This window comes from Microcystis sp. BLCC-F209, from assembly GCF_041928595.1.
In the GTDB taxonomy this organism is placed as follows: Bacteria; Cyanobacteriota; Cyanobacteriia; order Cyanobacteriales; family Microcystaceae; genus Microcystis.
Window position 1 is genome coordinate 1 of record NZ_JBHFLL010000076.1, and the last position, 14,075, is coordinate 14,075.

Annotated in this window: 11 protein-coding genes; all 11 read right to left on the minus strand. The window is 40.2% G+C overall.

Features of this window, described 5'->3' with window-relative positions; translation table 11 throughout:
- Positions 1-325: 325 nt before the first annotated feature.
- The gene (locus ACE1AQ_RS04580) at positions 326-799 is read right to left on the minus strand and encodes a hypothetical protein (protein ID WP_008204535.1); all 474 of its coding nucleotides are present in this window, start codon (positions 797-799) and stop codon (positions 326-328) included.
- A gap of 225 nt (positions 800-1,024) precedes the next feature.
- On the minus strand, positions 1,025-1,396 hold the full coding sequence (locus ACE1AQ_RS04585) for a hypothetical protein (protein WP_110545485.1): 372 nt from the start codon (positions 1,394-1,396) through the stop codon (positions 1,025-1,027).
- A gap of 62 nt (positions 1,397-1,458) precedes the next feature.
- Positions 1,459-1,884: a hypothetical protein gene (locus tag ACE1AQ_RS04590; RefSeq protein WP_110545482.1), complete on the minus strand. Its 426-nt coding sequence runs from the start codon at positions 1,882-1,884 to the stop codon at positions 1,459-1,461.
- Positions 1,885-2,146: 262 nt separating this feature from the next.
- On the minus strand, positions 2,147-4,327 hold the full coding sequence (locus tag ACE1AQ_RS04595) for a hypothetical protein (protein ID WP_110545480.1): 2,181 nt from the start codon (positions 4,325-4,327) through the stop codon (positions 2,147-2,149).
- Between the two features lie 5 nt (positions 4,328-4,332).
- On the minus strand, positions 4,333-4,992 hold the full coding sequence (locus ACE1AQ_RS04600; RefSeq protein WP_008198634.1) for a DUF4255 domain-containing protein: 660 nt from the start codon (positions 4,990-4,992) through the stop codon (positions 4,333-4,335).
- A gap of 22 nt (positions 4,993-5,014) precedes the next feature.
- Positions 5,015-5,248, minus strand: coding sequence for a hypothetical protein (locus ACE1AQ_RS04605; RefSeq protein WP_008198637.1), 234 nt, complete (start codon positions 5,246-5,248; stop codon positions 5,015-5,017).
- Positions 5,245-5,973 carry a hypothetical protein gene (locus ACE1AQ_RS04610; RefSeq protein WP_008198638.1) on the minus strand — a complete coding sequence of 243 codons (729 nt, stop codon included), beginning with the start codon at positions 5,971-5,973 and terminating at the stop codon, positions 5,245-5,247. Before ACE1AQ_RS04610 ends, ACE1AQ_RS04605 begins: the two co-directional genes overlap by 4 nt.
- Before the next feature lie 47 nt (positions 5,974-6,020).
- Positions 6,021-6,572: a phage tail protein gene (locus ACE1AQ_RS04615; protein WP_110545477.1), complete on the minus strand. Its 552-nt coding sequence runs from the start codon at positions 6,570-6,572 to the stop codon at positions 6,021-6,023.
- 70 nt (positions 6,573-6,642) lie between these two features.
- Positions 6,643-9,174: a phage tail sheath C-terminal domain-containing protein gene (locus ACE1AQ_RS04620; RefSeq protein ID WP_110545475.1), complete on the minus strand. Its 2,532-nt coding sequence runs from the start codon at positions 9,172-9,174 to the stop codon at positions 6,643-6,645.
- Between the two features lie 396 nt (positions 9,175-9,570).
- Positions 9,571-13,023: a DUF6519 domain-containing protein gene (locus tag ACE1AQ_RS04625; RefSeq protein ID WP_374807950.1), complete on the minus strand. Its 3,453-nt coding sequence runs from the start codon at positions 13,021-13,023 to the stop codon at positions 9,571-9,573.
- Positions 13,024-13,229: 206 nt separating this feature from the next.
- Positions 13,230-13,949: a hypothetical protein gene (locus tag ACE1AQ_RS04630; RefSeq protein ID WP_008198646.1), complete on the minus strand. Its 720-nt coding sequence runs from the start codon at positions 13,947-13,949 to the stop codon at positions 13,230-13,232.
- Between the last annotated feature and the right edge of the window lie 126 nt (positions 13,950-14,075).

Sequence of the window (14,075 nt, forward strand, 5' to 3'; positions counted from 1 at the left end):
AAAAACGCATGAACTGGCAGGTCAAATTTTTCCCGATGAGTCCGATTTAGCGATCGCTGTTAAACAAGGGATCGAAGCTCGCGCTCAAAAAGGAGGATACGAAACTCACTGTTTTAAGTTTAATTCTGCCTAGCTACTTAAATGTCATGGTTTTGACCTCTATGTTAATTTTTTTACACCTAATGCGATAGCTTTTAAATTGTCTAAGTTTTTAAGATTTTTTCGTTTTTATTGATAGTTTTATGATTTATTTTCTTGAATTTGAGCCAATTATAAAAAGCGAGAGAAATTTCCCCCGCTTGTACGATTAAATCTAGCTAGTGGTTTACTTTAATCTGACGCTGAGAAGCGGTTCGAGAGTGGTCAGTTGACGTTCTAAGTCTGCATATTCAGCTTGATAGGTTCGTCCTTCATCGGTTTGTTGCAGTCTGAGGAGACGGGAGCGTAAAAGGGCGATCTCCCTTTCCATGCTGGCGATCTCATCTTGGTTTTGATGTTGGGCTTTCTCAGCTTCCAACTCGATCAATTCCTTGAGCGATTCGAGGTCGGCATGGTTTTGGGGTTTTGGCTTCTGGGAACGTAATTGGAGAATGATATCGACTGTATCGGTGCGGTACACCACCCGTTTGCCGTTGGCGGTTGCATCCTCACTGATGATTGATAATGCCCGTTCGATCGCCATCGGTTCGATTTCTTCTAGTTTGGCCGAAAGTGCGGCCATCTGCCAGCGGATATCGGCGTATTCATGTAGAATGTTCGAGGTTTGAACGGTTGGGGTTGGACTTATCGGTTGGTTCAAGGTGTTTAATTCTAGGTTTACACCTCCCCGCTTGGCGAAGATTTTTATCTCTTTTGTGTTCTTTCCTTATTTTTCCGGTTTGGGGTGGGTGGGTGGGCGTGAGCGAGGAGAGGCGGGGGTATGGCACAGAAAAACCGAGGGAATAAGGATAACCCCCCCGTCCGACGAGCGAGCAAATCGGGGAGTAGAGAAGAAAAACCCCGATCGCTCGATCAGGGATAAGCGTTAGATGGTTTCGAGGGTGAAAGTACGGTAGGGGTTGACATAATTACCTGGCAGACCCCAAGCTTTGAGGAAACCCAGACAGGTGAGCGTTTCGCCCTCGCTGCCGTCCCAAACCGCGAAGACCCGCTCACCCCGATCGCATAACCAGAGTAGCGGCTCGTCAACGAGCAGGATGCGGTCGGCGCGGAAAAGATTATCGAGGGGAAAGTCATCAATCGATTCAGCCTCGATCGAGAAGACCAGACCTTGATCGTTTTCTAGGAACAGGGTCGTCAGGAAACGGGTATAACCGAGGTGAAGAGCCTCTTGGATGAGAGACTTGAGAATAGGTATTTGTTCGGCATCTTGCCAAAAAAAGATAGCGGTTCGCATGGTTTTTTTAGTATGATGGATTGGAGAGGACGTCCATTCCCCTCCAATCCTATTAAGGAAACCTAGGTGTGAATGCTCGTGATACCCATCTGGGCATCCACATCCTCCGAAAATTCCGGATTATTTTTCAGCCACTCCTCGGCTTCCCGTTTTCGGTCGGTTTTGCGCTTGCCTGATTTAATGGGAGTCTTAGGAGATTTCTGAGGTTCCTTGGGTTTCGGTTCGTCGCTGTTTGGAGTTGCGTCGATCTCATCGTTGAGGCGACGGGTGACGAGTTGACCCTCCGCTTCCGTCTTGCGCCGTTCGTAGTGGTTTTGGTTGATTTCCAAGAGGCGCTCTTTGACCCGTTGTCGGGCGTGTTGACGGCTTTTCGGTGATTCGATGCCGAGAAAACCTTCTGGGTCGTCCATAAACTCTTTGATACCGAGATTCAATCGGGCGGCTAGGGCTAGAACTTGGCTGAATAGCTCCGTTTTTTTAGAGTTCATTACTACTACTTGCCCGAAGGGGTCGAAGTGGATGTCGCCCTTCCAGCTGGTCTCCCCTCGCACTTGCCGGACGATGACTTCGGGAAGACCTTAGACCTCTTGCATAAATCCGAAAACAAACGATAGAAACAATAATGGGAGGGACTTTCAGTTAATTATTTATTAGTAGTTGATAATCTTCAAAAATGTTGCTGTACAAGGATCGACTTAAGACTTTTGCAAGAAGTTTAATATACAGCAAGCTGTTTAGCCATATCGTCCGTCAGGTATTTATTGCCGGAAAATTATCCTGAAAGACAGCCTGTAGATTAGTTAACTTTTCAGAAAGGGACAGATTGCCTAAAATCCCCATTTGTGAGCCATTTTCAGCACCCCTGAAGATTTCAATAGGTGTCATATAACTAAGTTGTGCATACCCTGGATTACCATAAATCCGTGAAACAAAAAAGGGTTGTAATAATTCTGATCGTGAATCTGAATAATCGGGTTGACATCGATACTGTGATGGTGTTTTAGATTTAGAGGGAACATAACTGAAAGAAATATAACCTTCTTGCCGTTTCTGTACAAGAATTGGCTCGGTAAAAATGACTGAATTAGCAGCAATAATCATAGTAATTTTGGTGCGTCCTATAACCGTTGTCTGTTCTATCTTGGTTTCTGGTCCCCAATTATTGTCCACTTCGGTATTAAGTGAATCAACTAAATTAATTACACACCACCAAAAGCTAAAAGCCTTGTATTGTAAAAGTTTCAGAAAAAAGTTTGTGTAAATACTTTTGTTTAAGTGCTTATTAGAAGCAATCGCATATTGATTTCTGTCATTGCTTCCATCAATAATACTATCGTGGATATCTAAAACTGTGTTATCTGAGAACAGATATATTGAACTAAGAATGCTATGAGTGATTCTAACCTCTAAATTGACATCAATATTTTCAGATAATTCTAGCGTTTTAATGGCTGCTTTTTTATTCCATACCGTGCAATGACAAATTACCAACTGTAATTTTCCTACTACTGAGATCGTCCCGTTTAACCATAAACCATTCAGTACCAATTTAGAACCAGAATATCTACCAATAATATTCAAATTTCCTAATAAGCAAGGACGAAAACCATCGGCTGCTTCAATAGTTAAACTGAAGGGAGTTTGACGTTCGACAAAAACCTCTTGAATAATCGCAAAGTTAGAATCTTCCTCAAGATTGTAAATACAATTATCAGAAATTGATATTATTCCGGGTAGATCACTTTGACTCCATGCTTGAATTGCTTCGGTTAAGGAAGAAAAAGAATTCTTATCCCTAGGAGCATCAGTCATTAATTGTGAAACGTTTCCTCGCCAAATCCCACGGACGTTCGATAAAGTTTGACGACGAGAATAAGAACCTCCACCAATCTCAGCACTAAATCCATAAGCATAATTAACCAAAACTTTATTGGTTTTAAGATTAGCAGGTAAAACCATCCGTCCACATTTAAGATCAACACAGATTGAATTATCTATTTCCTGAAGATTTGGCCATTTACTTAAATCGGTAACTTGCAAGGTTAAATTCGGATAATTATTAACATCAATAACAGAACCATTATCGAGAAAAATAAAAATTTGTAATGGAGGCCGATCAATCAAACCATTGACAAGAATTTCTGAGACAGTATTAGGTTTAGTTAGAGGCTGCAGATCAGACGGAGTTAAGGGAATGGGTAAGCTATTATTAACAGAAGTTTGATTATCTTGATTATTCGATGGTGGTTTAAATAAAGGACTATCAATTCCTAAGGGATTAAAGGTATAACAATTGTCTTGAATATGACGTGCTTGAGCGAACTGAATGAAAAAACTCCGCAATGGATAGAGAAAAATTCCGATATTATAGATATTATATTTTCCATTGGCAATAATTTCCAAATTACTCATTAATAAAGGATTACTACCGCCGACAGAAATATCTATTGTGCGAGCAAAGGGATCATTTATTGTATTGATTAATTCTAAGTTATTTAAAGAATGTAAATCTAGGGTTTTTCCCCTGTCGAGATTTATATTCTCTAAGTTTTGTGTGATTGATAACTTAACAAAATAAGGAATAATTTTTGCTGGTAAGTTTGTTGATTCATAAAGGATATTTTCTAGAGATTTTAATGTTCCTTTGCGACGACGATTTCGTAAAGTATTAGCTACCTGTAAACGAGCAGTACCGAAAAGATGGCTAGTTTGATCTGAAAATTTAGTTCCTATCAGTGTAGCTAAATAGGGAATAACCCAATCTTCACAAGTTTCAATAAACCAATTACTATAAAGCTCCTCGATATTTTGTTCAAGGATGTTTAACTCTAACTCCATAATATTTAGGAAGGCAAGCAGAGGAAAACCCTGCTCTAAATCTCGTTGTCGATAAAAAATAGGTAATAATTCGTAAAGGCGATTTTGGGTCATCGTGATTAGATCGTTTTTCTGGTTTTTCTGGTGCTTTTTTTGGTAGATGTAACTGTTCCCTCAACTTTCTTCACTGTCTTCAAGAGAATTTTTTCCCCAGAATCAATCAGCACGACAGAAGCTTGATAAGCTATAGATAAGTTATGAGTAACTTGAAAAAATATAGTCCATAATTTAGATAGTTCTTCTAAATTTAAGTAGATAGGTGTCAACCTGACTGTTTCAATTTGGTTAGCTAAATCTGAAGCGGCCAAATAACTATCACTTCCAGTTGTGCTAATAGTTTGACGAATTAATTCTGGTTTAAGAATTGGGGTGTCTGTCAATGCGGCTATCATCCCTCCCATTAACCTTTCTGGTTCTTGCTGTTGTCCTTTACCATAAAAGGTCAACAAGTAATCTAAATTGAGGGCATTTTGCCAGCGATCAACTAATGAGCCGTCCGATTCTGTGTGGGGTATGGGGAAAGATCGGTTGCGAAGAGTTGCATTTGCTTCTACTCTATAAAGATAGAGGTTAACCCCTACAAAACCGGGTTCAGGAGCTTGAGGACGACCTGTGGTAACTGTCGGTGCTGCTGATAGGTCAGGGACTTGCTGAATCGCTTGGGCGATTAAATCCCGAAAGGTGGCGGTAACTGTTGCGATCGCTAAATAGTTGCTCATAATGCTTATTTATGCTTCTGGGTCAGATTGTCCCCTCAACAGATTGAAAAATAGGGTTTAGCAGTTTCTTTTGTTTTGACCAACTATCTTCCCTGTTAGAATGATTAAAACTCTTCCAAGAATCTTCCCATAAAATTGTTTCTCTAGCCTCGTTCATTAATTCTCTGTGGGCTGAAAACTTAGGTGTCAGTGGAGGTAAAATAGTCGCTTTATACCCTAAAGAATGTTCGGCTAATCGCCCAAAAAAATCGCTCATTGCTCGATTCTTCCTAGATAATATTTACGTCTTTTGGTAGTCATTCCTAAGATAGTCTCTTCTGGCCAACCATAAGCTTGTGCCAATAAATGAACCTCCTCTAAGAGACTTTTTGCTTGAGTGCTGATTTCCGACCAGAGAAAAGCGACAATATCAAATTGATCTGACCAAGCATTGCGACAATTAGGACAATCTAAATTCAATAATAATTCGGACTGAGGATCACAATCAACGATCGCTTCTCCTAAAATTTGAATGGTTGTTGTTGTTAATTGTTCATTCTTTATTTCTTGACCATCTTGGGTTGCTTTAATAAGACTGCGACGGATTAATTGTTGACGGGCTTCTTCTAAATTGGAACTTTGAGAAATGGCTGCTAAATCTTTACTATTTAATAACCGAAAGGTTAACTCAATTCCATTATTCTCAATTGTATAACTTGTCTTGATCTCTGTTTCAGAGACGATACCAAGTTCCGCCACATTAAAAGTAAATTCTAACATCTCAGAGCATTGTGGGCATTGAACCGCCGCTTGTAGGTTTGTTCCTAATAACTGCTGATATAGAGTAAATAAACAGCGATTGCGTTGGCCAATCGTAAACTGACAAAGTTCTTCAAGGGTTTGCTGTGGTTGCGCTAGAGCTAAGAGGAGCAACCCCCGATACCACAGTGGTTGTCCCTCTCCTAACTCCCATACTCTCACTAAATCAAAAGCAGATATCATAAACGATTAACCAAACACAAAATGATTGGGTGATTTAGAGATACAAATCAACTAGCAGGCAGAACAAAGCTACCTTCAGTGGGTTCTTTAACGTTATAATCCCGTTCCCAACCTTCATTTTGTAAAGTTATGCTTTGAAAAGCAAATTCATTCCCCAACGAGTCTAAATCTGATAAGGCGACATACTCTGATACCCAACAGCGATAGACATTATAAGCAATGACTTTTTGTCCAGCTTCGTTGTAAAGTTCGATGATAATATCTTTACGAAAATCTTTGAGGGAAACAATTTGATTAGATTGATCGGGTCCTTTGGTAGAATTACTATAGTACCAAACTTTATTCGCCCATTGTTCAAAGGTTACATCATGGGTGACACCTTGTCTGAGGGTAATTGGACCATATTCTGTTTGTCCGGGTGAAGGACGGGGGGTACTGGGATCTCCCCCATAGCGAAATCTGACGACCTCTGTAGTACGCATTAAATTGGTCACATTATTGACTCCGGCAACATAAGTATTATCCCACTTGACCCGAAATCGGAAATTTTTGTAAGGGTCATAGCGATAGGTATTAACTTTAAATTGTGGCGCTGGCATGAAATTCTCCTGAAAAACTAATGAAAAGTTGAGGGATTTTTTCTTTAATTACTGATACAACCCTCAATTATTAGGTTGTTTGACCGGCCTGTTGTTGGATTTGGATCACAACAAACTCGGCGGGTTTGACTGGGGCAAATTGAACGAGAACATTAACAATTCCTAAGTCGATGTCTCTTTGAGTGGTTGTGGTTTTATCACAGACCACTTGATAACTGTAAAATGCTCCTTGGCGCGAAAGAGACTCCATAAAGCTACCGACGCTTAATCTCAAGGCTGACCAGAGGTTTTCATTATTCGGCTCGAAAACAGCCCATTTTGTGCCTTGATAGAGGCTCTCTTCAATATAAAGGGTCAATCTTCGCACGGAAACATATTTATAGTCACTATCAAGTATATCTGCTCCCCGTAAGGTGCGATCGCCCCAAACCACTGACCCGACAATGGGAAAAGTTCGCAAGCAGTTAATCCCCAAGGGGTTGAGTACACCATTTTGTTGATCGGTGAGTTTTAATTCTAAACTATTGATCCCCAAGATGCCTGCATCTAAGCCAGCCGGAGCTTTCCAGACTCCTCGTGTCACATCGGTAGCGGCATAAATTCCGGCAATAATGCCACAGGCCGAAAAGGTGTCTAATTGGTTTTTCATCATGGGATCTTCCTTGATCACACGAGGGAAATAAACCGCAGCATTAATGGTTTCTGGCCCTTCTATCCCGACCTGAGTGGGTTGTAACTGGCTGATATTGCCATTTTTTACCTCTCCTAGCCATGTCGTCGGCGGATCGACAATTAACATCGCCCGTCGTTCAGAGCAATAACTCAATGCTTCAGTATAAACTAGGGGATCAATATTGTTCTCCGCTATTCGTTGATCAGGGGGAATGCACATAATGTTAAACAGTTCTATTTTTTCTAGGGCATAGATTCCTGTTCTTTGATCTTGATCTCCAGTATAGGTTTCTACGGATAGATTCTTTCCATTATCCCCTCCTGCTACTTGAGAGGTTGCCCCACCGGGTGGCGTTATTGAGGGAAGTTGTGGTTGATTTTTAGCATCTAACGGAACTCGAAGGAGTCGGGATTCATGATTTAAAACTAGATCCAGTCGGTTGGGTGAAGGAGGGGTCGTCTTCTTAATAGTAACATTGGTAAATTGCTCAAAATCGGTTGTTCCATTGGGGTAAGTGATCTGAACCGTTAAATTAAATAGATCGTTTTTGTTCAAGCCATAACTGGCAAAATTTTCGGCAACTTTATCGGTAATGCCTTGTGTATTAACAGTGGCTGTTAATTTAGTTCCCCATGTTCCGGGGTTAGCGGCTTCTAGGGTGAGAGTTTGCCCGGCAGGAACGGCAGCAGCAGCAGCAACAGGAATCGCCGCAAGAACTGCATCAAATAATCCTTTGAGTGTTTGGTTTGTTGCTGCTGCTGCCATAGTTGCAGCATCTTTTATGAACTTATTATCTATGTTTTCGAGTTTTTTACTGACATCTGCAACTGTTGGTTGAGTAGTCTTGAATTTGTTCCCATCAGTATCAAAAATATCTAGTGCAGCTTGAAATCCAGATTGTGAAGACCCTAAGATAGTTTTTAGGGCTGTCTGAACTTCTGGATAAGGTGCGATTTTTGTGAGTATATCACTTCCAATTAAAGCTTGTATTGCTGCATCCAAAGCTGCTTTAATATTGTCCCCCTTCACTTCAGCAGCAACCTGTTGAGCGATCTTTTTGTTATCAGAACCACTGACTAAATTAGCCGCATTTGTAGCGGCATCAGTTAATATTTTTACTGCTGCCGGGATGTTTGGCTGAGTCGGCGTAGTTGCTGAGGGGTTCCCATTAATTAATTTTAGTAATGCTTGAGATTCACTGTTGCCATCATCACCAAAAAGAGCATCAATCGCCCCTTGAATTGGGGTTAAAGCCGCTTTGATAGGGGCAACAGCAGGACCATAGACTTTAAGCGTTAGAGTTGCTGTTGGGTAAGGAGGAGTTTCATAAGTGTTATTCGTGATAGCATTGTCAATGGCTTTTTTAACACTATCTGCTGTCGCACCAGATTTACCAGCGGCATTCTGAGCGATTTTCAGCAAACTTTGCGCCACCGTTTTACCCGGTTCGTCTGTCTGGTTGTTAGCTACATCTTGAACAGCATCAACTACACTTTTTGGTGTTGTGTTCCCACCATCACCAGATAGTGTGCCAACCTCTCCTGCAGCACCAGCAGGATTATTTGATGCTGTTGTGTTCTTATTATCATCAGCTGCTTGTTGAACCGCTCGTGCAGCACTAGCAGCATTTTTAGTCCACTCATCTAATGATAATGTTGTTTTTGGTTCAAATAAGCGCACAATTACAGCTTGAGAACCCCCATTAAGGAAAAAGTCTTGAACGGCATAACTCATGGGAAAATCATAGGCTAATCCCCCAAAAAAACGCTGATAATCCCCAAAGCTAAAAATAGTAATAGGCTCTTCAACGGGTCCGTACAAGGCTCGTCCGACAAAAGCGGTAATCGAAGTAGCAACCCCAGTGATGGTATGTCGTCCACTGGGTAATTCTTGAATATAAACACCAGGATAAGTAACTTGAACTGGCATAGCTCCCCCTCGGAACTGTATAATCAATAACTCATAGCCGTCAGTTTGTGCTAACAAAACTGAAAGTAACTAGAAATATAACCCCAAAAGCCATCTTTTTTGTATAAACTTGTCTTACTTTTTATTTGATTTCCTTGAAGAAAGATGAAGAAAGATGAAGAAAGTTTTTAAGAAATATTAAGTAGGGTCTGCTGAAAAAGTAAGGGCGAAGCATTCGGATAGGAAATCTCCGGTTTCAGCGATAGGTTATGCCCGAATACTTCGCTCCTACAGTACCCAGGCCGATGAAGATGTAAGGTTTTGAAACATGATTCTCTCAAAATCTTGCACCTGTGGGAGGGAAAAAAGACCCTAAGACCCTTGCCTAGTCTATATTTCACATTTATTCAGCCAGCCCTAAGTAAGTTTTTGATAGATATAGAAAATGGAGTTAATGTGTATTTTTTCAATACTGGCGGTTTTGCCTTGGGCAGTAACACCCCCAAAAATATAGATTGAACCATCAAGGAAGGCAGTTCCCAAAGATTTTCTCCCTTCCTGGAGGGGGGCTGCTTGTCGCCAAATCTGGGTCTGAGCATCATAGACAAAGGTGCTATCCAGTTCACTCCAAGAATTTGTTCCACCAATGATATAAAATTGACCTGCGATCGCACTGATTCCCATGTGGCTCAGGGACATGGGTAAAGGCTTTTGTCTGAACCATCGCTCTTTTAAGGGAACATAAATATCACACCAAGGAACTTTTTTATCTCCCCACAGTCCACAAAACTTTTTTTTCTGTCCTCCAAACAGATAGATAGCCCCCTGATATTCTCCAATCCCAAAAGCAGATCTGGCTCTAGGCAGAGAAGGGCATTGTAACCATTGATTAGTTACTAAATCATAGACTTCATTAACACCAGTGACCAGATTGGGAAATAATCCCCAGAAACCGGATACCTGTCCTCCAATTGCATAAAGCTTCTGTCCCACGACACCAATCCCTAAATGACTTCTCGGCGTAGGCATTGGGGGACGATTGAGATTCCATTGATCGGATTCGGGGTCATATTCGTAGTGAAGTCCTGTCTTTTCACCCGCTTTCCTCCCTTCAACCACATATCCACCAATCACGTGCAGTTTGTTGTTTATAACCCCCACAGCAAAGGCTTTTCGTTTGGGATCGGGCATAGGCTTTTTTTCTTGCCAAAGTTCTAGAGCATTATTGGGTTGGTAAGCCCACAGTTCCCCTGTTTCCCACAAACAATAAATCTTTTCTTCGATTATCGTCGTATAGACTCGTCCGGCTTTGGGCATTGGGGGGGTAATCTCCTGCCAATTTTGGGGTCTTAATACAGGGACAGTGATGGAAAAACCTGTATAAGTATATTCTGGGGGAGGAATGGGACTAGAACCCAGAATCGAATATTGCGGAGGAACAAAACCGATATTTGGAGCTAGTTTATCGGGGGTAATAGCGTAATCGACTACTTGAGGGGTATCAACCAAATTAGGAGCTAATTCTCCATAAAGTCGGCCAACAGTGACATTACGACGAAGAAAGGTATCACTCTCTACCGCTAACATTCCTTCAACGGTTAAATCTCCAGTAATTGTCCCCCCACTTTTGCTTAACCAATCTCCGAGATTAGGAACAATATTACGCAGATCTTTGAGAATTTCTAAGGAGTATGCTTGGTTAAATTGTAGGAGGGCTAAGGGCATATATTGATGTTCAATGCCTTGGGGTGGTTGAAATTTAGGGTTTGACTGTTCATCTACTGGCCACTCAATACTATTGTTGATTGTGCGTGCGGGTATCCACCAATAATCTCGTTGTTGATAAATAGCGTCTTCTTCAAATTGAATTTCTATTCCATCTTCAATTTCTAACCATCCTTGGCGAAGGGGAATAACACCGCTTTTTAGAGGGGATAATTGAACGTTTCCTTCTTTATTCCATCTCATTTGTTTTTGATCCCATCGTCTGACAAAAGGATATTTAGTACGATTACGTCCAAATTTGGCTGGGGGAGCAGGGTTAACCGTCAGGCGAGTTGTCGGAGAACTTATGTCCCCATCTATGTGTTGAATCTGGCATAAATGCTTGATTTGATTGGCTAAAACATAGTCATCATCAACAATTTCGATCCAGTCTCCATTTTGTAAAGCAGGTGTACCGGGGGGACTATTAATAATCGTAATAATGCTGGTTTCTTGTTTTTCGCTGGTTTCTATTTTTTGAATCGGATAAGTAATTGATCCATTTTCTTTCGACCATTTTAGGGTAGCAATTGGTCGTAAATAAAAGATTTGTTCTAAGGGATACTCCAAGTCATCAGTGAGTAAAATTTGATTATTTTCGGAGTTGATTTTCTGGATTTTGACGATTTTTTCTTTTGTTGATGAAGCAACTTTAAAGATAATTTCAAGCCATTCTTGGTTTTCCCAAAGCTTCAAATTTCCTTCGATTATTTTAAAGCAATTGGCTTCGATTAGTTTTCCTTTTAAGATGGGTAAAAATTCAGCAGAGAATAGGAGACATCCAGAGACAAAACCAGGATTATGAATTTCAATTCGATACAGATAATTTCCTTTAATGGGAATCTTATAATCATGGCGAGCTTTTAACTGACCACGTTGGCGATTTAATCTTGCTAACTGTTGAAATTTCTCAATCCATTGTTGTTGATTATTGTCATTTTCTAGAGCAAGTAATTTAACTTGACAAATAATTTTAGAGCGTCCTGTGGTATCAGCCCCACCCAAGGCAATTTCTCGAATATTTGGGTCGGAAATAGAGGAAATATAGCGTGACCAAACATCTAAATAAACTAAATAAATTCCCTGCAAACTTTCTAGATTAGGTAAAGCACTATGAGGCAATTCTAGTTGTTCGGTTAGCAAAATATCGGCTTCATTTTCACATAAAATTCCTCCCGTATAAGCAACACCATGACTAATAAAAAGAGGCTGAATGAGCCAAATAGGAGGAGAATATCGTTTCTCTAAATTGCCATTTAAGTTAGTTGAGATAATTTCTTTATTTTGTAAAAGTGACCAGTGCGGCTGTTTTTGTAAATGCTTTAATTTGAAATTTAATGAATTTTTTTCTAATGCTTCTCTGTTCAAAATTTCTGATATTAAAATATCAGCGATTAAGCCATCAAAAAAGTTATCGGGTTGCTCATTTAACCATTGTGCGCCAATTAAAAAGGGAAGATCAGAAGCTTCTTGATAATCATTGAATTGGTAAGAGGTACCGACTAGCTGATCATCGACAAATAAATAAAGATTATTACCAATAGAAACTACGGCAATATGGACAAATCGCCCTAATTCAATAACTTTAATAGCTTCTAAGGAACGGAGATAAATGGCATCTGAATAGTCAAGGGTATTTTCTCTCACTAATTCAGCATTCTGTTGATCTAGTAACAATTCTATTCTTTGGAAAACTACCGTCCCATTGGGTTTAATAAAAAGACGATATTCTCCCTGATAATCATTACTTTGGTTAAGATTCAATTTACTTAAAATTGTGCCGCCATTACCCTCCCAACGGGGACAAACCAAAGCTTCAATCACAAAACTATCGCTATTCGCTAAAGAAAAGCGTGATCCTAGATTGAGATAGTTAGATTTACCATTAAATTTGAGACAATCTTGTTTAAATATGCGAAAACCGCCATTTTCGTGGGGGACAGCACAATCACCGATGAGATAGCGAATGGCTGACTGCTGATTATGAGTGATACTCTCTATCGCCTCATTCCAGTCCGCATCTAGCTGAACGCGCCCCTGTTGCATAAAGACGCGATTGTAACCCTTACTCGCTTTAAATGTTGACCGAGAAAAATTTCCTTCCATATTCTTGATTTTGTCTAAAACTGGTAAAAGTATATCATCTTAGAGGACTTTCCCAACTACGCTAATTTCTTAGCTATTATGATGAGGAGAAAAGTTGATAAATCATAAGTTTACAGCCATATTGTCAATAATTTAATGTGTCACTCTTTCATAATCAGCGTTTCTAGGGTCAACACTCGATGGTTGAGTCGTTTTTGACCACCGAGTTAGTAGTCATCTAGTTCCACTTCACTATCAGATTCACTGTCACTCGAATCTGGATCGAGATATTCCTCTTTTAACAGTTGGCCAATAGACGCTACCATCTTCTTTGAACGATGTTTTTCGTGGGTATTTGCACCACTTAAGTCTATTGTTTCCATTTTTGGAATCTTTCCTGATGGTGTATTGACCAACTTCCAAAGATCTTGCGCTGCTTTTTGTCTATTTTCTCCTTTTCCCGCTATTTGAGAAGAAGAAGTTGTCCCCTTTCCTATATTGTAAACTGTTGCTGGATTAAGTTCCATCCCACGCCTTAAGGCATCAAGTCTTTTTGTTTGATTTTTGTTGCTTGAGGAGGACTCTTTCCACGCTTTACGATAGGCCTTAAGATAGGCTGTTCTTTGTTTTCTTGTCTCTTGCTGCCAATTTGTTCCTCTCTCTCGAAAACTATGTCTCATTCTTTTGTTCATCACTCGTGGTCTCGGGAATGCCGCCGTACCTCTCAGAAGTAACGGATCTATGCCAGCCTCTATCGCTGCTTGTAATGCTACTCTTTTCGTAATATGAGCCATAGTATGGGGGCCTTGTTGCCGTTTTCCTATGGCATATCTGTAACCTGTTGTAGCTCTTTTGTCATAAAATCCTATCTTGCCTGTTGACTTTCCGTGTCGATCAAGAATTTTCTTCAACCGTTTTTTGTGCTTTTCTGAGTTTGAGTGAGGCATATTCAGGGATACTTCCTTGTTAAGATTAAGTAGAATGGGAAAACTGCTATAAGTTACATATCTTTATGTATTTACTTGATTATTGATAATTTATAGCTTACTATAAAAACGTTAACAACTAATATA